This window comes from Paraburkholderia azotifigens (assembly GCF_007995085.1).
Taxonomy (GTDB): domain Bacteria; phylum Pseudomonadota; class Gammaproteobacteria; order Burkholderiales; family Burkholderiaceae; genus Paraburkholderia; species Paraburkholderia azotifigens.
The window spans coordinates 1,504,208-1,526,450 of sequence record NZ_VOQS01000005.1; the positions used below are offsets into that span (position 1 = coordinate 1,504,208).

General features: G+C 62.3%; 21 protein-coding genes. 14 read left to right on the forward strand and 7 right to left on the reverse strand.

Features of this window, described 5'->3' with window-relative positions:
- Positions 1–395: 395 nt before the first annotated feature.
- Together FRZ40_RS38720 and mug are read left to right on the forward strand one after the other, a co-directional pair.
- The gene (locus FRZ40_RS38720) at positions 396–1,391 is read left to right on the forward strand and encodes a GlxA family transcriptional regulator (protein WP_147237752.1); all 996 of its coding nucleotides are present in this window, start codon (positions 396–398) and stop codon (positions 1,389–1,391) included.
- On the forward strand, positions 1,388–1,960 hold the full coding sequence (gene mug / locus FRZ40_RS38725) for a G/U mismatch-specific DNA glycosylase (protein WP_028366170.1): 573 nt from the start codon (positions 1,388–1,390) through the stop codon (positions 1,958–1,960). Before FRZ40_RS38720 ends, mug begins: the two co-directional genes overlap by 4 nt.
- 4 nt (positions 1,961–1,964) lie before the next feature.
- On the opposite strand, the gene FRZ40_RS38730 is transcribed toward mug, so the two are convergent.
- Positions 1,965–3,155: a LysR family transcriptional regulator gene (locus tag FRZ40_RS38730; RefSeq protein WP_240057467.1), complete on the reverse strand. Its 1,191-nt coding sequence runs from the start codon at positions 3,153–3,155 to the stop codon at positions 1,965–1,967.
- Between the two features lie 79 nt (positions 3,156–3,234).
- On the opposite strand from FRZ40_RS38730, the gene FRZ40_RS38735 reads away from it, so the two are divergent.
- Positions 3,235–3,909, forward strand: a complete 675-nt coding sequence (locus FRZ40_RS38735) for an antibiotic biosynthesis monooxygenase family protein (protein ID WP_147237753.1) — start codon at positions 3,235–3,237, stop codon at positions 3,907–3,909.
- A gap of 80 nt (positions 3,910–3,989) precedes the next feature.
- A complete protein-coding gene (locus tag FRZ40_RS38740; protein WP_147237755.1) occupies positions 3,990–4,181 on the forward strand; it encodes a DUF2964 family protein in 192 nt (63 codons plus the stop codon).
- Positions 4,182–4,223: 42 nt separating this feature from the next.
- Here the strand turns inward: FRZ40_RS38740 and FRZ40_RS38745 are convergent, their stop codons facing one another.
- Positions 4,224–4,424 (reverse strand): hypothetical protein, encoded by a 201-nt coding sequence (locus tag FRZ40_RS38745; RefSeq protein WP_028366173.1) that lies wholly within the window; start codon positions 4,422–4,424, stop codon positions 4,224–4,226.
- A 512-nt stretch (positions 4,425–4,936) separates the two neighbouring features.
- Between FRZ40_RS38745 and FRZ40_RS38750 the strand changes: the two genes are divergently transcribed.
- The 9 genes from FRZ40_RS38750 (at position 4,937) to FRZ40_RS38790 (ending at position 16,691) form a co-directional block, all read left to right on the forward strand.
- Complete coding sequence (locus FRZ40_RS38750) at positions 4,937–6,550, forward strand: MFS transporter (protein ID WP_147237756.1); 1,614 nt, start codon at positions 4,937–4,939, stop codon at positions 6,548–6,550.
- A gap of 12 nt (positions 6,551–6,562) precedes the next feature.
- Positions 6,563–7,639, forward strand: a complete 1,077-nt coding sequence (locus FRZ40_RS38755) for an HlyD family secretion protein (protein WP_147237758.1) — start codon at positions 6,563–6,565, stop codon at positions 7,637–7,639.
- Positions 7,636–9,177, forward strand: coding sequence for an efflux transporter outer membrane subunit (locus tag FRZ40_RS38760; protein ID WP_147237760.1), 1,542 nt, complete (start codon positions 7,636–7,638; stop codon positions 9,175–9,177). The genes FRZ40_RS38755 and FRZ40_RS38760 overlap by 4 nt, the downstream gene beginning before the upstream one ends.
- 87 nt (positions 9,178–9,264) lie before the next feature.
- Entirely contained in the window at positions 9,265–9,525 is a 261-nt protein-coding gene (locus FRZ40_RS38765) for a hypothetical protein (protein ID WP_028366177.1), read from the forward strand.
- A 141-nt stretch (positions 9,526–9,666) separates the two neighbouring features.
- A complete protein-coding gene (locus tag FRZ40_RS38770; protein WP_147237762.1) occupies positions 9,667–10,950 on the forward strand; it encodes a cystathionine gamma-synthase family protein in 1,284 nt (427 codons plus the stop codon).
- A 370-nt stretch (positions 10,951–11,320) separates the two neighbouring features.
- Positions 11,321–13,636 (forward strand): sigma-54-dependent Fis family transcriptional regulator, encoded by a 2,316-nt coding sequence (locus FRZ40_RS38775; protein ID WP_028366178.1) that lies wholly within the window; start codon positions 11,321–11,323, stop codon positions 13,634–13,636.
- The gene (locus FRZ40_RS38780; protein WP_147237764.1) at positions 13,626–14,843 is read left to right on the forward strand and encodes an S-methyl thiohydantoin desulfurase domain-containing protein; all 1,218 of its coding nucleotides are present in this window, start codon (positions 13,626–13,628) and stop codon (positions 14,841–14,843) included. The genes FRZ40_RS38775 and FRZ40_RS38780 overlap by 11 nt, the downstream gene beginning before the upstream one ends.
- Positions 14,840–15,565, forward strand: a complete 726-nt coding sequence (locus tag FRZ40_RS38785) for an aspartate/glutamate racemase family protein (RefSeq protein WP_147237766.1) — start codon at positions 14,840–14,842, stop codon at positions 15,563–15,565. The genes FRZ40_RS38780 and FRZ40_RS38785 overlap by 4 nt, the downstream gene beginning before the upstream one ends.
- A gap of 610 nt (positions 15,566–16,175) precedes the next feature.
- Positions 16,176–16,691, forward strand: coding sequence for a helix-turn-helix transcriptional regulator (locus tag FRZ40_RS38790; RefSeq protein WP_147237768.1), 516 nt, complete (start codon positions 16,176–16,178; stop codon positions 16,689–16,691).
- Positions 16,692–16,718: 27 nt separating this feature from the next.
- Here FRZ40_RS38790 and FRZ40_RS38795 read toward each other — a convergent pair whose 3' ends face one another.
- Positions 16,719–17,177, reverse strand: coding sequence for a CBS domain-containing protein (locus tag FRZ40_RS38795; RefSeq protein WP_028366181.1), 459 nt, complete (start codon positions 17,175–17,177; stop codon positions 16,719–16,721).
- Positions 17,178–17,372: 195 nt separating this feature from the next.
- Between FRZ40_RS38795 and FRZ40_RS38800 the strand changes: the two genes are divergently transcribed.
- On the forward strand, positions 17,373–17,870 hold the full coding sequence (locus FRZ40_RS38800; RefSeq protein WP_028366182.1) for an acyl-CoA thioesterase: 498 nt from the start codon (positions 17,373–17,375) through the stop codon (positions 17,868–17,870).
- On the opposite strand, the gene FRZ40_RS38805 is transcribed toward FRZ40_RS38800, so the two are convergent.
- From FRZ40_RS38805 to FRZ40_RS38825, 4 genes are all read right to left on the reverse strand, one after another.
- Entirely contained in the window at positions 17,867–19,324 is a 1,458-nt protein-coding gene (locus FRZ40_RS38805; protein ID WP_028366183.1) for a sensor histidine kinase, read from the reverse strand. The genes FRZ40_RS38800 and FRZ40_RS38805 overlap by 4 nt on opposite strands.
- A 459-nt stretch (positions 19,325–19,783) precedes the next feature.
- Entirely contained in the window at positions 19,784–20,488 is a 705-nt protein-coding gene (locus FRZ40_RS38815) for a transcriptional regulator NanR (RefSeq protein WP_028366184.1), read from the reverse strand.
- Between the two features lie 98 nt (positions 20,489–20,586).
- Positions 20,587–21,936, reverse strand: a complete 1,350-nt coding sequence (locus FRZ40_RS38820) for a type II toxin-antitoxin system HipA family toxin (RefSeq protein WP_147237770.1) — start codon at positions 21,934–21,936, stop codon at positions 20,587–20,589.
- A 2-nt stretch (positions 21,937–21,938) separates the two neighbouring features.
- Positions 21,939–22,202 (reverse strand): helix-turn-helix domain-containing protein, encoded by a 264-nt coding sequence (locus FRZ40_RS38825; protein WP_028366186.1) that lies wholly within the window; start codon positions 22,200–22,202, stop codon positions 21,939–21,941.
- Between the last annotated feature and the right edge of the window lie 41 nt (positions 22,203–22,243).

The window sequence follows — 22,243 nt, forward strand, 5'->3', positions numbered from 1 at the left end:
ACTCGAGAACAGCGTATGTTCAGCACCAGTTTGCGGACGATCGATCTGACGGGTTCACCGTACATCGCCGGTCCATCCAGCACGTTCTTGATGTGCAACTGGAAGAATTGCGAGGGCTGCAGAGGCATTTTGAAGGCCATCGGTCCCGCATGCTGGTTTAAAAGGATAGTTAACGGGCCAAACTCACACACTTGTCGGCCAGCCGCTGCATGATGTCTGACTATGCAGTTTCTGTTGATGATGCAGACTCGAGACAAGCCTGGCATTCCGGAAAAAGTACGCGGGACATTTGCCGGCCGCGATACATTTTTCGTTCATTCTTGCGATAGGCTGAACGACTGCGCGTCGCCAGGCTGTGCCCGGAGAGCGTGCTTACCGCCAACGAAGGTCACGAAATGAAAGTCGCCGTTGTCATATTTGATGGTGTGCAGGCCCTGGATGTCGCAGGCCCGCTGGATGTATTCGCCGAAGCCAATACGTTTGTTCCGGAACATCAGCGCTATCAGGTATCTTGCGTCGGCTACAAGGCGGGCATGGTGACGGCATCGAATGGAATGCAACTGGCCGTCCCCTTCGGCTTCGCCGACTACGACGAGCAATGCGACCTGCTGCTGATCGCAGGCGGGCCGCAGTTGCCCGACTTCCAGCCTCGCGCCGACTTTCTCGACTGGTTGAGGCGTCAGGCAAACGGCGCGAGCCGCTATGGCTCCGTTTGCAACGGCGCGTTCGTGCTCGCTCGTGCCGGTCTGCTCGATAGCCGCCAGGTGACGACTCACTGGGCCGAAGCGGGACGCCTCGCGGACGACTTCCCGCAAGCACGCGTGCAACCGGACAGAATCTTCATTCGTGACGGGCGCCTCTTCACTTCGGCCGGCGTCACGGCGGGCATCGACCTGTGTCTGTCGCTGGTGGCCGAAGACTGGGGACATGAACTGGCCGTACGCGTCGCGAAACGGCTGGTCGTCTATATCCAGCGCGAAGGAGGCCAATCGCAATACAGTCCCTATGTCGGCGTACGCAAGGATGAGGATCCCATTATCGGCAAGGTGCATCGCTACGTGATGGATCACATTACGGACGTACTCTCCATCGAGCAACTCGCAAGCGCGGTCTCCGTCAGTCGACGTACCTTCTCGCGCATGTTCGCCAAATATGCAAAGGTGACGCCGTCTGCATTCGTCGAACAGGTTCGGGTGGATACGGCGAGAAAGCTGCTTGAAGAAACCAATGCGCCGCTCAAGACCGTCGCGTTCAAATGCGGCTTTCATAGCGCGACACATATGCGCACCACCTTCGCCCGCAGGCTCAACGTGACGCCGAAGCAGTATCGCGCGCGCTTTCACGGGGTGGCGCCCGCGCAATCGCTGGCGCTCGAGACCGTCAGCGAATGAGCGGCGCGAATCACATGATTCCCGGTTCCATCGCGCATTCCGCTTCGCCTCAAGCGCTTCCGGATATCCTCGAACCGGGTTTGTCGGTGATATTTTGCGGCATCAACCCGGGGCTGCGCGCGGCATCGACAGGCCACCACTTCGCGGGACGCGGCAACCGGTTCTGGCGGACGCTTCATCTCGCTGGCTTTACACGCGAAGAATTGCGCCCCGAAGCCGGACGCTCTCTGCTGCACTATGCGTGCGGACTGACGACTGCCGTATCGCGCCCCACCGCGCGGGCGGACCAGTTGTCGCGCGCGGAAATCAAGGCTGCCGCGGCGGATTTCGAACTGAAGATCGCGTGCTACGCGCCGCGCTACATCGCGTTCCTCGGCAAGATGGCGATTGCCGAACTCACCGGCAAACGTGACATCGAATGGGGACTGCAATCGCTTAGCTTCGGCGGCGCGAGTACCTGGGTGCTGCCGAACCCTAGCGGTCTCAATCGTGCATTCAGTCTGGAAGCGCTGGTTTCCGCCTATCGGGAACTGCGTCTTGCAGTCCAGTCAGGGCAGACGGAAGCTTGAGCCGCTAGTCCTCATATACCGGCAGTTTCTTCGGCGCGTCGACGAACTGAAGGTGGACGTTTCTGCGCAGCGTTTCCGTCACGAATTCAACGAATGATCGAACCTTGATGCTCGTGCCCTTCCGCTCCACATGCAGCAGATTCACGGGTATCGAATCCGGCTCGAATGCCATCAAGATCCGCTGAAGACTTCCATTGAGAATTTCGGGCGCCGCCTGATAAGAAAGCAATTGCGTGATGCCCACCCGGTCGACGGCCGCGATGACGGCAGCGGGCGCCAGGTCCACGATCATGCGCGGACGCACACGTACGGGCACGCGCACACCGTTTTCGTAGAAGACCCATTCGAGCGGATGCGTCACCCCCGTATAAGACACGCAGTGGTGCGCACTCAGGTCTCTGGGATGAACGGGTTCCCCATGCGCTTCGAGATAGGCGGGCGCCGCGTAGGTTCGGCGCCGCACCGCGCCGAGCGGCACGGCGAATACGGAAGAGTCGCCGAGATGACCGATGCGTATCGCTATGTCGACGCCTTCCTCCATCAGCCGCGTCGTGCGATCGACATAGACGACATTCACATTCACGTCGGGATAGCTATTGGCATACGCATTGATGAGCGGCGCGATGAAACGTTGCCCGAACAATACGGGTGCGGAAATCGTCAGCGTGCCCGCGGGCCTGATTTGCTCGGCGGCGATATTGGCCTCTGCGTCCGCGATCGTATCCAGCACCTTGCGGCTCGCGTCGAGATAAGCCATGCCTGCATCCGTGGGACGGATCGAGCGGGTGGTCCGCGCAATCAACTGTACGCCCACACGCGTTTCCAGCGAATGCAGCGCCCTTGAAACCGTAGGTGCCGACATGCCGAGCTTGTCAGCCGCACCGGTGAAACTGCCTTGATCGACGATGGCAACGAACACCTCCATCTCTCGAAACTTGTCCATCCTGATTCCCAACTTCAGTTCAACACGGAAGACCGTTTCGCGAGCGGGCGCGATTCTGAAACGGTCAGGTGTGCAATTGTAGGTTCGATATCTTGATCGATTGTTGTCCATTAGGAAAACACACCATTTCATCCGCTGACACGATATCGCGTTCCATCTCCTCATGGCGCAAATCGAGCACTGATTGGCCCGTAACCCGGCACGTGTGCGCTTCAAGAAAGCGGGTTGATCTCCCACAATGGCTTCATCCACTGAGCGACATTAGGGACGACCGGTCCTCTCCTGCTGCACTGCCGCCGCTCGGTTACCCCACCCCTCGAAGGAATGTGACATGTTTTCCGCAATGCTCGAAGTGAAGCCAATCCCCGAACAATTCAACGCGTATCTCGGGATGGCGAAGATGTTGCGCCCCGAACTCGAACAGATCGATGGCTTCATCGACAACACGCGTTATGGGAGCCTGACGCGCGACGGATGGCTGCTGTCTCTGTCCAGCTGGCGGGATGAAAAGTCGCTGGTTCGCTGGCGCACCACCCAGAACCATCACCGGATCCAGCAGGCAGCGCGCGATCGCGTGTTCTCCGACTATCGCTTGCGTATCGGCCAGAACGTTGCGGATACGCACGTACCCGAAGGCCACGCGTTGATCGAGCAGCGCCTCGACACGACCGAGACGGGACTCGGCAAAGCCGTCACCTTGCTCGACGGACACCGCGCGCCCGAATGGGTCAAGCAGGCCGGCGCGGAATCCGTTGCGGCATCGCTTGGGCTCGATCATGCGACGCACGGCCTGCTTGCCTGGGATGTATTCGACGCATTGCTTGCGCCGGGCGATGTGATCGCCGTGGCGACCTGGGACGATCTCGCGGCGGCAACTGCCTTTGAACGGGATGCGAAGCTGCCTGACGGGGTGCGTCTGCGGCATGTGCGCATCGTCCGCGAGTACGGGATGTTCGACCGGCGTGAGGCGCCGCAGTACTTTGCAGAGGCGCAGCAACAAGGGTGAAGTGGCCAATAGACGCAAACGTCGGCCGCGACTCGCATTAGTGGTCGAAACCGGCCGACACCTGACATCGAGAGCAGACCATGTTTCAGTTAAAACTCAGGGCTATTCTGTTGAAGGTGAGTGTCTTCGTTGCTGTGGGTGCGCCACTCGCTGCATTCAGTGGGGTGTTCCCGACTGACAGAACGCTAATGCGCTACGCGGTCGGCGCCTGCGTATTCGCAATCGCAAGCTGCGTGCTGCTGCTGAAGTCGATTCACGACGACGATGCCTGATTCGATGCGGCCGGGCTCGTGTACCGCCGGCCGCGTCGAACGCTATGCCTCGAGAATCGCCACGTCGTATTCTTCGTCATGGAATGCGACGAAGAACTCCTCTGGCATCAGCCATGAATCGACACTTACCGTATTCGCACTCACGTTCACATCGACTTTTGCGTCGCCGTCGACACTTTTCATCGCGCGTTCAATTCTGGAAATGTCGTCCGGAAGGATGATTTCTTTAACCGAGAATTTCATTTTCGCTCACCAATCAATAACAGTTAACCCAATTTAAACCTGTCGAATCTTGTTTCAATACGTCTTGATTCTATCGACTACCCTATTCTTCGTCGATGCGTGTATAACAACTATGTGTTTCAGAATCAGACAGATCGGCGAGCGTCCACGGGCACACCGATTCGCAAACCTCGCGGGCACAACCTCGAGACCTTTCTTCATAAAAAATATTTCTAATCGATCTTTCGCCGATCGTTCTTAATTGAGCGTACGGAAAAAGAGAATTTCCGTCTGATCGTGTAATCGATCAGTAGCACCCCTATGGCCAGATTCTGGAATCAGTTGGCCTGAAACTTCACATGCGGCGACTTTGATAAGCCTCGTCTGAATCCTAGAATTACTCCAGTTATCGCACGGCGAAAACACCGCCGAAACTCCCGTTTAATTAACCATATAAATGGCCTTAGGGTCATTTGCCTGGCTTATCCGCGGATGCGATACGTTTGTTCAGACCCATCAACCGAGCGCCCGCTATGACGACTGCCACCCCACTGACGACCGAAGCGGCTACGACGGTTGTGCCGTCTGCCCCCGCCACGTCGGCTGCGCCGGAAGCACCGGCGCCCGCTCCTGCGCAGCCCACGATGTCGTTGCGCCTCGCCACGGGTCTGATCGGGATGTTGCTCGCGTCGCTGCTCGCGATTGTCAACGAGCAGGTCACCGCATTGGCCATGACGGACGTTCGCGGCGTACTCTCGATCGGGCACGACGACGGCAGCTGGCTCACGGTGCTGTTCGAAGCCGCCAACGTCAGCACGATGATCTTCGCGCCGTGGTTCGGCATTACTTTCACCCTGAAGCGGTTTACGCTCGTTGCCGTCGCAGCGTCGATGTTGTTCGGCTTGCTATGTCCTTTTGCGCCGAACCTGTCGACGTTTTACGTATTGCGCGTTCTGCAGGGGATTGCCGGCGGCTGTCTGCCGCCCATGCTGATCATCGTGGCGCTGCGTTATCTGCCGCCGAAAATCAAGTTGTATGGCCTCGCGGGCTATGCGCTCACGGCGACCTTCGGGCCCACGATCGGCACGCCGCTGGCCGCCTTGTGGACCGAGTACGTCAGCTGGAAGATGGCGTTCTGGCAGATCGTGCCTTTCGGTTTGATCAGCTGTGCGGCAATCCAGTATGGCCTGCCGCAAGATGCGATGAAGCTCGAGCGATTCCGTTCATTCGACTGGATCGGTCTGTTCACGGGCTTGCCGGCTGTCGCGATGCTCGTCATGGGCCTGTTGCAGGGCGATCGCCTCGACTGGCTGAATTCGACGTTTATCTGCGTGATGCTGTTGGGCGGATCACTGCTTTTCATTCTGTTTCTCGTCAACGAGTGGTATCACCCGCTGCCGTTCTTCAAGCTGCAACTGCTGTATCGGCGGAATTTCTCCCATGGGCTGACGACGCTGGCGTGCGCGGTGATTCTGCTGGTGGGCGTCGCGGTGATTCCGGCGCAGTTCCTCGCGAAAATTCACGCATACAGGCCGCTGCAAACGGCACCGCTTTCTTTGCTGGTTGCCCTTCCGATGCTGATAGTGCTTCCGCTGACAGCCGCGCTTCTGAACATGCGCCGCATCGATTCGCGGTGGGTCATGGCATTGGGACTGTCGCTCGTCGCGACGACGTGTTTCCTCGGCAGCTTCATGACCTCGGAATGGATCCGCGACAACTTTTACTGGCTCCAGTCGCTTCAGATCGTAGCGCAACCGATGGTGATTCTCGCGATCCTGATGGGCGTGACAACGGGCTTGCCGCCGACAGAGGGTCCGTTTGCTTCGGCGATGTTCAACTCGCTCAAGGCTTTCGCAGGCGTGGCGGGGACCGCGCTGATCGACAGTCTCGGCACCGCTCGCGAACATTTTCATTCGAGCATGCTGGTCGATCATCTGGGCAACAACGCATTGATTGCGAGCCAGAGCATCGACGCCGCTCATGGTCTTGGTGAACTCGCGCACCGCATTCATGAGCAGGCGGTAGTACTCACTTCCGCCGATCTCTATCGCGTGATGGCGGTGATCGCCGTTGCCGTGCTTCTCCTCGTTCCAGTGCTTCCTGTGCGTATTTATCCGCCCTGGAGCACGCCGCCTTCCACTCGCTAAAGATCGATTCATATGCCATCCGTCATCCGACTTTCGCCCAAACTGGTTCGCATCGCCGTTGCTGTGGGCGTGCTCGCCGTCGCTGCCTGGGGCTGCGCGAAACTGCTTGCGCATCCCGACGCCGAGTCCACGAACGATGCCTACGTCGCCGCCGATTTCACGCTGGTCGCGCCGCGCGTAGCCGGCCAGATTTCAGAGGTCCTGGTCGACGACAACCAGCAGGTGAAGGCCGGCCAACTGATGGTTCGTATCGACGATCGCGACTATCAGGCCGCATTGCTGAGCGCGCAAGCGGACGTAGCGGCTGCCAAGGCATCCGTAGCGAACTACGACGCCGAGATTGCGCGGCACCCTTCTCTCGTCGATCAGGCGCGCGCCACGCTGCGTTCCGATGAAGCGTCGATCGATTTCGCGCGAGCCAATGCGGCGCGTTATCACAATCTGTCGGAAGCCGGTGCGGGGACGGCCCAGGAGCAGCAGCACGCCGCGAGCGCACTCGCCGAGCAACTCGCACAGCAGGCTCACGACCGCGCCGCATTGGCCGCGACCGAACAGAATCTCGACGTGCTGCGCACGCAGCGCGACAAGGCTGCCGGCGCGCTGGCGCATGCTCAGGCCGTATTGGAGCAGGCAAAGCTCAATCTGTCGTACACGGAGATTCACGCGCCCGTCGACGGCAAAGTGGGGCGGCGTTCTGTGCGAGTCGGCGCATTTGTGACGCCCGGCACAACCCTGCTCGCGATCGTCCCGCTTTCGGATGCGTATGTCGTCGCGAACTTCCAGGAAAATCAGATCACGAAAATGCGGCCCGGCGAGAGCGTGCGCATCACCGTCGACAGCTTTCCGGGCGTCGTGATCCAAGGCCACATCGACAGTCTGGCTCCCGCAACGGGCGTGAGCTTCGCGCCCATTGCACCCGACAACGCAACCGGCAACTTCACGAAGATCGTGCAGCGCGTGCCCGTCAAGATCACCATCGACCCGGGTCAGCAAGCCGCATCGGCATTGAGCGTGGGGCTCTCTGTCGAAGCGGAAGTCGCGGTGAACAAGCATGGCGATGCGACGATTGCGGGAGCGGACAAGAAATGAACGCGAGCGACTTGTCTTTTCGTACGCCCGCGTTGGCTGTACTGCTTAGCCTCGCGCTGAGCGGCTGTCTGGTGGGGCCGAATTTCGAACGTCCGGCGCAATCGCCGCCCAACGTCTTCGACCGGACGCAGACTGCGCAGGCGCCGAGCAAGCCGGTCGAGTCCGGCTTCAATGCGGACTGGTGGGAACTCTTCGACGATCCCACGCTGAATGCACTGGAAAAGCAGCTTGCGGATGCGAATCTCGATGTGGCCGCGGCCTCTGCACGTCTGCGGCAAAGCCGGGCCGAGCAGCGCGTCGCGGGCGCAGCGGAATATCCGACCTTGACGGGAGCGGCATCGTATAACCGCGAGCGCGGCAGCGAAAACGGCATCCTGTCCCTGCTCGGCGTCACGCCGACGAGCACGCAACCGCAATCGGCATCGGGCAGCGCGCCGCTCGGTGTGTCGGCGATGCCGGGTTCGAAGGGCTCGCCCGCCTACGATCTGTATCAGTTCGGCTTCGATGCTTCATGGGAAGTCGACATCTGGGGCCGCGTTCGACGCAGTGTAGAAGCCGCGTCCGCGATGACGGATGCTTCCTGGGAAGAACGCAACGCGGTGTTGTTGTCCGCGCGCGCCGAACTCGCGCGCGACTATGTCCAGTTGCGCGACACGCAGGCTTTACTGCAGATTGCCCGGCAGAACCTCGATATCGCTCGCGACGCGACAAAGCTCACGAAGACGCGCGTGCGCGAAGGTGTGACGACCGATCTCGACGTGGCCAATGCGTCGGCGCAGGAAGCGACGATCGAAAGTCTGATTCCGACTCTCGAATCGCGCCGGGAAACGACGATCAACGCCATAGGCGTGTTGCTTGCCAAAGAGCCCGGCGCACTGCGCGACATGCTTGCCGATCCGCGCGACGTGCCGCGTCTTCCTCAGCAGGTGCCGATTGGTTTTCCGTCCGAGCTGGCACAGCGCAGGCCTGACATCCGCAAAGCGGAGGCGCAATTGCATGCAGCCACGGCCGCAATCGGCATGGCAAAAGCCGATTTCTATCCACGCATTTCGCTTAACGGCAGCGCCGGATTCCAAAGCCTGCAACTATCCAATCTCGCCGATTGGGCATCGGGTCAGTTCGTCGTGGGACCGTCGATCACGCTGCCGATTTTCGAAGGCGGACGCCTCAAGGGAACGCTTCAATTGCGCGAAGCGCAGCAACAGGAAGCCGCCATCGTCTACAAGCGCACCGTGCTTCAGGCGTGGCGTGAAGTGGATGATGCGCTGATCGTGTATGACGCCGAGCAGCAACGCCATAACCGCCTCGAAGCGGTGGTCGATCTGAATCTGCGCGCGCTGTCGATTGCGCGTCAGCGCTACAAGGCGGGGGCCGTCGACTTTCTCGATGTGCTCAATGTGCAAAAGCAGCTGCTCGATGCGCAGCGCAATCTCGAGCAAAGCAGAGCCGACGCCGCGGCCAATCTCATTACCTTGTGCAAGGTGCTGGGCGGCGGTTGGGAATCGACGTATGTCAAAGCGGATGCCGCCCCCCATTGAAGCAGTGGTGTTCGCGCATCCTCGTGTATCAGTTTTTTTCAAGCGCCGTGGAGCGACTTCTGCGGCGCCTCGTTTGTGGAGATCGGCATGAAATCTTTTATTCGCACTCTCGTCGTGGCGGCCGCTATCGCTGCGCCTGCCATTTCGCACGCTCAGGAAAGCACGCGCGTCGCTCAGCCGCAGCAGAGCGACATGCAGACCTCGGGTTACGGCGGCACTGCAAATAGCAAGGATCAGACGGGTTCGCAGCAGAAGGGCTTCGGCCTCTTGCATCGTCTCGACGACAGCACGCATCGCGACAATTGCGCGGGCCCAATCAGCTACTGCAGCATCTTCTTCGGCAGCTGATCGCATGCCGACGCAGGGGCGCGGCCCTCGCGTCCAATGCGGTAGCATAAAGAGGCACGCCGGCGTGATCGCGAACACTCTTCGCGCGCCCTGATCGGATCACAGCCGGCCTTCTTCCCACTGCCTTGCATGGAGCGAAGAATGCCCTACCGCAATTACCACAAACGCAAGATCGCAGGCCGGAACCTGCATCCCGAAACCCAGATGATGTCCTATGGCTACGATCCGTTCCTGTCGGAAGGATCGGTCAAGGCGCCCGTTTTCCTGACATCGACGTTCGCGTTCCGCACGGCCGAAGACGGCGCGGAGTTCTTCGACATGGTCTCGGGCCGCAAGCCGCTTCCCGAAGGCGAAAGCGCGGGCCTCGTGTATAGCCGCTTCAATCATCCGAATCTGGAGATCGTCGAAGATCGGCTCGCGCTGCTCGACGATTCGGAAGCGGCCGCCGTGACGTCCAGCGGGATGGCCGCGATCGCGGCGATTCTGCTGGCTTTTTTGCGGCCCGGCGACTGTGTGGTTCAATCCGCGCCGCTCTACGGAGGAACCGAAACGCTGATTTCGAAGTTCCTGCCCGAATGGGGCATCGCTTCTCAAGTGATCGACGATGGCCTGTCGATCGAGGCGATTCGTCACGCGCTCGAAACAGCCGCGCAGAAAGGCAAGGTGCGGATGTGTTACGTCGAGACACCCGCCAATCCGACCAACGCGCTTTTCGATCTCGAAGGCTTGCGGCAAGAGATCGACGCATTCGAAGCACGTCATGGATACCGCCCGCTTTCCGTGTGCGACAACACCTTGCTCGGTCCGTTGTTTCAGAAGCCCGTCAGTCAGGGCATCGACCTCAGCGTGTATTCGCTCACGAAGTACATCGGCGGACATAGCGATCTGGTCGCGGGCGGCGTTACGGGCAGTCGCGATCTCATCACCAGGGTGCGCGCCATTCGTAGCACGTTCGGCTCGCAACTCGATCCGCATTCGTGCTGGATGATCACGCGTTCGATGGAAACGCTCGTGCTGCGTATGGAACATGCCGCGCGCAGCGGCACCACCGTCGCGCGCTGGCTCGCCAGCAATCCGTTCAAGCCCGTGAAGGTGCTGCATCCGGAACTGATCGACGATCCCGCTTATCAGGCGGTGTATCGGCGGCAATGCAGCGGGCCCGGTTCGACCTTCGCTTTCGTGCTCGACGGCGGCCGCGAACAGGCGTTCCGCTTCATCAACGGCTTGACGCTGTTCAGGTCGGCAGTGAGTCTGGGCGGCACGGAATCGCTGATCTGCCATCCGTCGTCGACGACGCATTCGGGTGTGCCCGTGGCAGCGCGGCTCGCCGCGGGCGTTTCCGATGGCTTGATACGCGTGTCGGTCGGGCTCGAACATCCCGACGATCTCATTGCCGACCTGTCGCACGCGCTCGAACACTGCTGATGCAATGAGCGGACGCATGCGCTAGAGCAACATCGCGACCGGTCATGACGGACTCGCTGCACGGCCGTCCTCCCTGACTCGATGGCGACGCAATGCCATGCCGTTATGTTCCGGGCGTAAGCCGCGATGCTGAAAAAGCGCGGCCCGGCGCTAAAGCAAAGTCGATCCGATGCCGTTATCGCCGTAGATGCGTCGCCTGCGACACGACGCACGACGTCGAATGCGACGTTTTATTTCAAGGAATCAGGTCGGCGACAACCCGGCATACTTTCACTTTTTCGCCGCGGACAGCCCTCGCCATCCAAACGGGAATGGCGCGGACGCATGCCGCGTAGCGCCATGCGCGGGTCTATCTGGAGCCCACTTTGCAATGAGTTCGCCCCCAGTCATTCCGTTTGCCCCAAACAAAACGAATTCCGGCGCGTTCATCGGCGCCGCACCCGCATTCCGTCAACTGGTCCGTCTGATCGACCGCGTCGCGCCCACCGATCACGCGCTGCTCATCTTCGGCCCGACGGGTTCGGGCAAGGAACTCGTCGCGCGCCGCGTGCACATGCGCAGCCCGCGTCACGACCAGCCGTTCGTCGACGTCAACTGCGGCGCGATCCCCGAGCATCTCGTCGAAGCCGAACTGTTCGGCCATGTGAAAGGCGCGTTCACGGGCGCCGCCGAAAACCGCCAGGGACTTTTGCAGCAAGTCGGCACGGGCACACTGCTGCTCGATGAAATCGGCGAACTGCCGCTCGCGCTGCAACCGAAGCTGTTGCGCGTGCTCGAAACGCGCACCTTCCGCCCGATCGGCTCGTCGACGAATCTGCGTTTCGAAGGACGCGTCGTCGCGGCGACGCACCGCGACCTGCGCGAACTGTCGCGCGAAGGACGTTTCCGCGAAGACCTGTTTTATCGGCTCGCGGTGTTCGTACTCGGCGTGCCCGGTCTCGAACAGCGCGTCGAAGATATCCCCGCGCTCGTCGCGCATTTCGCTTCGCAACAGCCGCGGCGGCTGGAGTTCTCGCCTGCCGCCGTCCGGCGGCTCAGCCAGCACGCGTGGCCCGGACACATCCGGCAGTTGCGCAACCTGATCAGCCAGCTGAGCGTGCTGGCCGAAAACACGCTGATCGATGTCGATACGCTCGAGCCGTTTCTCGCCAACGAAGCGGCCGGCCCGGTCTCGCGCGCGAGTCTCGCCGACATGCTGCTGCAACTCGACGGCCGCGACAAACTCGCCGCCGCCGAAGATCTGCTGATCGACCGCGCGCTCGAACGCACGGCGGGCAACAAGAGCGCCGCCGCCACGCTGCTCGGCGTAGGCCGGAAGACGATCGAGCGGCGGCTGAAGTCGCGCGAAGAACATCATCGCGAGGCCCACAAATGCCTCGAACACGCGACTGCGCTGATCGCCGAGTCGCGCTTCGCGGAAGCCATTCCGCCGCTGCGCCGCTGCCTCGACGTACTGCAGGCGACCAGCGAGCAGGACGTGCGCCGTCTGCAGTTCGACGCGTACCGGATGCTCGGCATGAGTCTGCGGAGCGTGCACGGCTGGCTCTACGCCGAGGCGACCGCCTGCTACGCGGCGGCGCTGTCGATCGGCGAAGGCGTCTGCGAGCCCGCCGAAATCGCCGCGATCCAGTTCGGCGTCTGGACCACGCAACTGACCACACTGCAACTCAAGCAGGCGCGCGCCACCGCGCAGGACATGCTGCAACGCGCGCAGAACAGCGGCGACCGCGTCTCGCTCGACGAAGCGCACGTCGCGATGACCAACACGCTGTTCTGGCTCGGCGACAGCGAAGAAGCGCTGGCGTGTCTCGCGCGCGGCAATCTGCTCGGCGTCGGACGCCACGACACGCGCACCGGCTCGCAGGGCATCGACCTCGCCAGCCTCGCGCTGACGTTCGAAGGGCTCGCCGCGTATCAGATCGGCGCATTCGCGCAGGCGCGCCAGGCGATGGAAATGCTGATCGCGCGCTCCTCCGAACCGGGACCGCACGCGTTCGCGCACGCGGTCAACCTGCAAGGCGCCTCGTGGCTCGCCTGTCTGTTCGACGAAGCCGAGCACCTCGGCCGTCTCGCGAGCGAACTCGAATCGGTGTCCATCGCGAACGGCTTCGCGTTCTATCGCGGCGTCGGCCAGATCTTGCGCGCGTGCGATCTCAGCATGCGCGGCCATTCCGACGAAGCGGAAACCATCATGCTCGACGGCTTCGACAATCATGTCGTCTGCAACGGCGGCGCGCTGTTCTATTCGTTCATGGCGTGGCAGCACGGCGAATTGCTGCTGCGAGCGGGCCGCGCGCACACCTGCGATGAGATGCTCGCCAGGGCCGTCGATGAAACGCTGGCTCGCCAGGAACGCGTGTATCTCGGCGAGCTGCTGGTCACGCGGGCGCGCGCGCAGTGGGCGATCGGCGACCTGACGGCCGCGGAACAGGGGCTGCGCGCCGCGCTGTCGACGGCGCTCGCATTCGGCTCCGTGCCCGCGCGGGTCGACGCCGCGCGCTATCTCGCCACATTGCTTCGATCGACGGGCCGCCGCGCCGACGCGATCGATACGCTCGAGCGCGGACTGCGCGCGCTGCCGGCGGACCCGACAACCCGGATCGCGAGGGCGGTGGCCTTGCTCGCGGAACTCCGGCAAGAGGTTTCTCTCGACAACGACAACGAAGGAATCGCACATGGCCTTTGAGATACGCCGGGAAGATCTGGAACCGCTGCTGCTCGGCGCAGCGTTTTTTGGCAGCGGGGGCGGCGGCACGATCGAATCCGCGCGGCATCTGGCGGCGCATTTCGTCGCCGGCGACTATTACCCGACGGACACGGTCAAGGTCGTGTCCGTCGACGAAGCCACGGAAGGCGCCGCCGTCATGGTCGCGTATCTCGGCGCGCCGGAAGCGATCAATACGGCCACGTATCCGATCGGACCGGTGACGGCCGTGCAGAACGTCATCGCGCGGCTCGAGGCGCAGTCCACGAAGCTGGCCTATGTGATGCCGCCCGAAAGCGGCGCGCTCGGCTTCACGGTCGCGGCGCTCGTCGCAGCGAAGCTCGGCCTCGCCGTGATCGACGCGGACGGCGCGGGACGCGCCGTGCCCTCGCTGCCGATGCTCACCTTCGCCGCCGCCGAAATCGATCCGCGTCCGGCATTTCTCGTGAGCCAGGGCGGCCTGAGCGTCGAACTCGACGTGACGCCTCGCCAGGGCAGCAACGGCGGACCGACGCATCAGCGCGACGTGTCGGCCATCGTCGAGCAGATGATGCGCCCCGTCGTCGCCGATCCGGAATTCGGCCAGTTCGGCGGCCTCGCGATGTGGGTCATGACGCCCGCCGACATCGGCCGCGCGACGCCGATTCGCGGCACGCTGACGCGCGCGCTGGAACTCGGCCGCGCGGTGCAGGCCGGCCAGATCCACGACGTGCCGGCGATGACCCGTTATCTGAAAGAGCGCTGCCGACTGACCGCGCGCGCGATCTCGGAACCCGGCGAACTCGTTTCGGCGGAAGTCGATACGGCGGGCGGCTTCGATGTCGGCAAGATCCGCATTCAGTCCGGCTCGCACACGTACACGGTGATCTACCAGAACGAGTCGCTGCTGGTCTGGGACAGCCAGCGCGCGCATCCCGTCGTGCTGGCGCCGGACAGCATCGCGTACTACGTCGGCGGCGAAGGTCAGTCGATCTTCTCCAATGGCGATCTCGTACAGGACGACGGCACGCTGAACCCGGCCGTCGGCAAGCGCCCCGTCACGCTGATCGCCTGGCGCGCCGAAGCGGAAATCAGCAAGCCGGGACTGAATCTCGACAGCTTCGTGCAACTGCTGAACACGCTCGGCTATCTCGGACCGTACGTGCCGCTCGACAAGCTCGCATCCATCCACCACGGAGACGCCTCTTGAACGCGCCGCTTCGCATCTGCGTGCTCGTGCCCGTCGCCACGTCGCAATACAACGACCGCATCCTGAAGGCGATCGCGCCCGTCGTGCCGCCCGACATGCAGGTCGAGATCCGCAACATCGCGAGCGGGCATCCCGACATCGAGAACCGTACGAACTGGCTGCAGAACGGCATACCCGTGGTCGAACTGGCGCAGTCGATCGCCAGCGACGGCTTCGACGGCATCTGGCTGACCGACTTCGACATGTGCGGCGTCGAGGCCGCGCGCGAGGTGATCGATATCCCGATCATCGGCGGCTTTCCGGCGTCGGCGTTCGCGGCGCTGATGCTCAGCCAACGCTTTTCGATCGTCACGATCCTGCAAAGCACGCTCGCGATGCAGCGCGGCCATCCGCAAACCTACGGCATCCAGGACACGTTCGCGTCGATCCGCGCGATCGATTGCCCCGTCGCGCAACTCGACAACATCGACCTCGTCGTCGTCCGCACCTTCGAGGCCGCGCTGACCGCGATCAAGGACGACGGCGCGCAGGCGATCCTGCTCGGCTGCACGGGTTTCGTGGATGTCGCGAGCCGCGTCTCCACGCTGCTCGGCGAAGCGCTCGGCAGCTACGTGCCCGTGATCGATCCGAACCAGGCCGGCTTCAGCTTCCTCGTGTCGCTGGTGCGCATGCGCGTGCGGCCCAGCCGGTTGACGTACAGCAAGGTCAGTCTGCAGTCGTAGACCACGCGCTGCGTCTACATCGCTCTTATCCGGCGCGGCACCCTTTGCCGCGCCGGCTTCGCTTCTTCGCCCGCCGACACTTCCCCCGCTGTCCAACGACTTCGCCTGAACGGCGCAATTCGCTTTCCCTTTCTGAATTCGCAGTGGACGGATTCGACACATCATCACTTTGAAATGCATCATTTGGCCGGAATCGTCCATTGCCGCGAAGCGCACTGGTCGAAATCGTCCACTCCATTACCTCGCGCGTCGGGGTTTTCCCGTTGCGACAGGCATCGGCCCAATGGCACGGCGATTGCTCAAGGAGTTGAGCTGATTTTCACGCTGCTGAATCCAGTTGAGAGAGGGCCGTGGTGCGGTTGCCGTCGTTGTAGCCGTGGTTGTAGCGGTGGACGTCGTTGTGAACACGCGGCGACCGATTGCTTCCAGAGAGAAGCGCGTCGCCTTACCCGAAACGGCGGAGATCGTCTGGCCTGGCGCCCGGCGAACCGCCTCGTGGCCCGGCCGCCGCCGAATCTCCGAGGGCAGGCAGCGGCGGCCCGGCAAGCGAGGAGTCTGGCCGCCTGGCTCGAGAAGCTTGCGGCCCGGCAACCGCAAAGAACAATTTCACATGGACCATTGCGCTACTACATTTGACATCCGTTGCCTGTCGCAAGACGGAATCGGTCCTGCCTGGCCGGTTGCGTATGCAAGCGTGTACGTCGCGACGCCTGGCCCGGCCTGCTATCCGGACGACGACATTACCTCCACCGAGCCGCGCGCCGTCATGGTCGATCAGGTGCGGCGCTATGTTCAGGCGCATCTGTGCGACGACGAGCTCTCGCCCGAAAGTGTGCTGAGCGCGCTGCAGCTTCCGCGCTCGACGTTGTACCGGCTGTTCCAGCGCGAGGGCGGCCTGGGCGCTTACATTCGCCATCTCAGGCTGCGCCATGCAGCCGACGATCTCATCCGCTATCCACACACGCTGGTGCTGGATATTGCCTTTGGACTCGGCTTCAAGAGCGCGTCGGTGTTCACGCGCGCGTTCCGGCGTGCCTATGGGATGGCGCCCCAGGAATATCGCGCGCTGGGCGGCAAGGGAGGCGAAGTCATGTCGATTCCCGTGCTGGCGCCGCAAACGGCGTGAGCGGCCGCGCGCCCGTCTGCTGTCTTTTTACTCGCCGCGCGTCGCCGCTTCCGCTTCGCTATGCGCGGAAGCGGGCGAGCCCAGCACGTCGCCGCAGACTCTCAGAATATCCCGCCAGCTGACGATCCCCACTGGACGGAACTCGCCATCGACGATCGGGATACACGAGATCGGATGGTTCAGGAACAACTGGATCGCATCCGCCACATCCGCATCCGGGCGCAGCGTAACCGGCTTGCGGCTCATGATCTGATGCACGCGCCGGCTCAACGTGCCGATATCGCGCTGCGTCTCCACCACGCTGTCGATGAACGGACTGAGCGCGCGCAACAGATCGCGGTCTGACACGACGCCCTGCAAGGCCCGGTCTTCGACGACCAGCAGGTGATGAAACCCCGACTGCTCGAAAATATCCTTGACGGTTTCGAGCGTGTCATCGAAGCCCACCGTCACGACGCGCTTCGTCATCAGATCTTCTACTTTCATCATTGAACTCGCTGTTTCTCCCGTGAGGCCGCGCGCGGCGTGAAAGCGCGCGCCGCCGTCGAATCGTGTGCTACTGCTTCATCACGTTTAACGGCATCCAGCGTGGAAACTCAAACCGAGGGGCCAGAATTGGGGCGTTCCTTCATGCAGAAGGAATGCGTGGCCGCCGCCAGCGGCCATCCCAAGGAGCAATGCATGTTGACTCGCGAAGCAATCCCTCAAGTTCTGTCACGTACGTCCACGCTACTGTCGACGGAGATGATCGAAGGTTCGCCACAGAAGACTTTCCACCACGTCATCGATATCTATCTAAAGGACTCCAATGCCTTCATGAACACCTATTTCGCCCGCTATTTCGAATGGCAGGGCGTCTGCCGGGAACGCTGGTTCCATGAGTGCATTCACAACAATCTGCTGGCCGCAGGGGGCACCTTTGTCACGAAACGCGCGCATCAGGAATACGTGCAGGAGACGTTTCCGTTCCAGCGCGTCGACTGCTACCTGAACACGTTCCAGGTCCGGCAATGCTCTGCGTATCTGCTGTTCCGCTTTTGCGTCGACGGGCGTCCCGTGTCGCACGGCTATCAGCAGATCCTGTTTGCCGGAATGGACAAGCGGATCCGGCGTTTTCCGGAAGGGATCATCGAGCGGGTCAAGGAATATGAAGTGATCCTGCCGCCCGTCACGAACTAATTGATCTCACCCTGCCCGGCGCGCGAGCGCCGGGACCGTACCGGCGGATCGTGCGCTGCGCGGTCCGCCGCCGAACCAGGCTCCGGCAGCCGCAGCGTGAAGGTGGTCAGCACGCCCGGCGTCGACGCGCATGAGATCGTTCCGCCGAATGCGTCGCATACGCGCCGGCAGAACTCGAGCCCCATGCCGCCGCCCTGCCCGTGCGGCTTGGTCGAATAGAACGGGTCGAAGATGTGTGGCAGCACATCGGGCGCGATACCCGGACCGGTATCGTTGAAATGGATCACGCAGAAACCGCCGTCGCGGCCCGCGCTGATCGTGATGTTGGCCGAGCCGCTCGCCTCGATCGCATACAGCGCGTTCTTCAGCAGGTTGAACAGCAAGAAGACGAACAGCGAATCGGTGCCCGAAAAGCGCAATTGCGGATCGATCGGAATGACGGACACGCGGGCCCGCTCGCCCGGCTGGAACGGATAGCGGTCCAGCGCCGAATCGACGCAATGCCGGATCGATTGCGGACCGAAGCTGCGTCGATCGAGCCGGTCCAGCGTGAACGACGCCAGCGACATCTCGACGACCGTGCTGGTGCTGTCGATCTGCCGTCGAATCGCACGCGTCAGAGTAGGCAGCCGCTCCGACTGTCCCGGATACAGCCCGTTGACGAGCAGTTGATGCCGCACGGCGAGCTGATAGCCGCGCAGCAGTTCCGGCAGCGCGTTGCCGAGTTCGTCGGCATGCATGCCGATCACCTCGAGCGGCATCGCGACCTCCTGCGCGACAGTCGCGGCGAGAAAGTATTGGCGCATCAAGCCATGCCGCACGATGGTGACGGCGAGGATGCCCAGACTGATGGCGATGAAGATCACGCCAGGCGGATAGAAGACGTAGCCGTAATTGACCGCGTAGTCGCCGGCCGCGACGGAATACAGACACAGGCTGACGAGACAGAGACCCAGCAGGCGGCGTCGATGACGTGCGCGCGCCTGACGCCGCGACACGATCAGCAGCCACCCGCTGCGGCCAGCGAGCATCACGGTCTGCAGCACGTGCACGGGGTGCAGCCGCCCGGCCTTCGGATAGTCGCCGAAAAAATGGCTGCCGAAACCGGCGACCACTTCGTCGCTCGTCATCAGCAGGACGGCGAGGATCACACACAACGCATACGACGCCATCAGCAACAGCCGCTCGTCGCGCCGCTCGGTGAGTTCGATGACGAAGTGGTAGAACGTGGTCGGCAGAAACAGGATGAAGAAGTAACCCGCCTTGACCAGCATCCCTGCCGCTTCCGGGCTCGTCGTCTGGAACAGGAACGCCCATGTGCCCTGCCACGCAAACGTTGTCATGCACATGAGCGCAAAGGGCGCCGATAGACGCGTCACGCCCTCCGTCAGCAGGACGTAGACACCGAAGCCCAGGAACAGCGCGGATACGAACGCTGGCAAGGTCGAATACATGATGCCTTATAGGTGTTTCGCCGCTGCTTGTCCCTCGGCAGGCTGAATACGACGGGGAGCGGCACGAAGTCCGGCTGCGGGCAGCCAGTCTGGCGCGCAGGGAGAAATCGGGCGACTCGCGATCGTCTTCAGCACAGCGGCGTTGTTGTTTTTCGGTCGCACTGGCCATCGTGTTCGAGCCAGGCTGTCGGGCGTCTTTCGGCTGTTGCTGCTCGTAGTGAACACCCCCGCGGTGCCACGATTCTAGCGTAACAATTCCACCTGCTCCGCGCTCGAAACGCCTCGCGCGGTTCGTCCAGCAGCCTGAAGACGGGCAGCCTGTGTGAGCTTTGAACGCGTATCGGCAGTGAAAGCCGCCGTGCCCCTCAGTGCGAGATGGGATCGAGGCCCGTCTTGTTCACGGCCGGTTGCGCGGCGGGCGACGCGAGGAACTGGAGCAGCGCGCGAGCCGCGGCGGCCTTACTTGCTCAGCTTGCGGTAGAGATCGTTGGCGCGCGACAGATGCGCGTGCATCGCTTGCGCGGCTGCGTCGCCATCGCGCTTCGCAATGGCATCGACGATGCGCTGATGCTCCGCCAGGGTCAGTTCCTCGGCGCCGGGCGCACGAACCAGCGGACGATAGTACTCGCCCGCCCAACGGAACAGCGACTCGACGATTGAAGGGAAGATGGGATTGCCGCTGATCCTGGCGATCTCGCGGTGAAACGCCATGTCGCGCTCGATAAACTCTTCGAGGTTGACCATAGACGCGCGATGTTGCGCGACGCTCAATTGCAGCCGCGCGACGTCTTCTTCCGTGGCGCGTTCGGCGGCCATGCGCGCCGTGCCCGTTTCGAGAAAGAGGCGCGCGTGCTTCAGATGCTCGAGCATCTGCGGGTCGGTACGCAGCAGATGCATCGCGCCGCTCGCGATCTGGCCGATCAGCCGGTCGGCTGTCGGCACCACGACGCGCGCGCGCTCGCCGTGCACGATTTCGACGATGCCCGAGCGTTCGAGCGTCTGCAGCGCCTCGCGCACGGCAGGCCGCCCGACGCCATAGATCTCCATCAGTTCCCGCTCAGACGGCAGCTGCGCGCCGGGCGCGATTTCGCCCGAGCGGATGCGCTCCATCAAACGGTCCACGACTTCCTGGTACAGCTTCCGACGCGGGATGATCTCGCCCATTACATGTATGCGACAAGCTTCTGGTGTAATGACAATACCATATACCGATCGATCCTTGCGTGGAACCTTCGGGTGCTGGCGCTTCGCAGCCGGATGCATCAGCTTGCAGGCATGCTCTCCAACGTGCGCGCGGCCGACAGCATACCGCCCAATATTCTGTCTGCCACTTGCTCCGAGAACCCCTCGGGAAGTTCGGCGCGGACTTTCTCCACGACCTCGGGCGTGCGATCGATGATCTCCCGCAGGAGCGGCTCGGCGCTGTCGCCATAGCCGACCTTTCTGGCCGTGCTGTTGAAGTGCCGCCGCTCGATCTTATGCACCTGATAATGCTTGTTCTTCCCGAGCAAGGCCATCGCCAGTTTGATTTCCTGGTCCACCCACTGATTCGGCCCATTACCGATGACCGGGTACGCCGACATCACGTCATAAATGGGAGTCAGCCTGAAGCGCCCTGCGTCGCCGGCGAGCAACTGGATACTGAAGTTTTTGGCGTGACCATCCGGCGCCCGCATCATCCAGAAAATGATCTGCGAGGCCATGAGCGTGCGCATGTCCTCTTCCGCCTGCTGTGACTGCTGCAAAAGCGTGAACAGCTTCTGGAGACCCGGGCCGCCCTCATTCTCGTACTTGACCAGAGGCGATGTGCCCGTTGCCTGGCAGAAGTCTTCCTGAATGAGCCGAAACAGCCGCTTTCCATCGCGCGAAAGCACCCGGTCGAAACGCTCGACGACGAGCACCCGCTGCGAGCCGAACGTCTCGATGCGCGCCTCTGCCGTGGGCAACCCGTACGCCTTGAAGAGCCGCATGCACAGCCACTCGTTGTCGACGGATGTGGTGAAGTCGGCCTTGCGCCCGCCCACCATGCCAATCGGCAGCTTGAAGATATGCGTCGTCGGTGTTGCGCCGCGCGGCTTCATCCACCCGCCGTCCCACCAGAGAAATGCGTCCTTCTCCTGCGCGCCGGCTAATGAAATGCGGAAGTCATCATCGGGATCTCTTCCCGCGGCGAATCGCTCCGGACTGACGACTTCGAGCAGGTGCCGCTCGATGGCCTCCTCGTCGACGACGATACCCTCGACCTTGTCTATCCCTTCCGGTACCGCGTCGCCCGGCAGGAGCTGAAGCGCCCCTACGCAGTCGCGACCGATGACGGCGAGGAGATCGAATGCGTCGATGGAGCCCGTCTTGAAACGCGCCGCCACTCGCCTTCGAATCGTCTCGTTGTCCGGCAGCAGGCCGTCGAAGTAGTGGGAAACGCTATCGCCTCTGAGCGGTTCGTTGTGGAGATTGAATGGCAGCGACAGGGAGATCGGGCGCCCGCGCGGCGAGTCGCGCCAGGCTGCGTCGTACTGCAGTTCGGAGTCCCCGTTGGCATTGATGGTCCAACGACCGACATATTCGCCGTTGGCCCAAAGCGAAAGCGTCTGGCTATGCGAGCGGCGCCCCATCTTCACCACTCCGGGACGTTGTCCGGCGTGCCTCCGTCCCGCTCCCCGAGGCGCAACTCGAGCCCGATGGCCGAGCACCAGCTGAGCAATTGCCTGAAGCTAAGCTCGTCCGGGTTCCGCTCCAGATACGATATGCGGTTCTGACTCAAGCCGACGCGTTGCGCGACCTCCGCCTGCGTGAGCTTGCGCCGCTTGCGCGATGCGACGAGCAACTGTCCGAGCTGCGACGCGGTCACAAGCGGACGACTGGTAGGAGTGGCAGACATGAAAATATCCGATATTCGGCTATTTTCATTTTAGCTGCCAT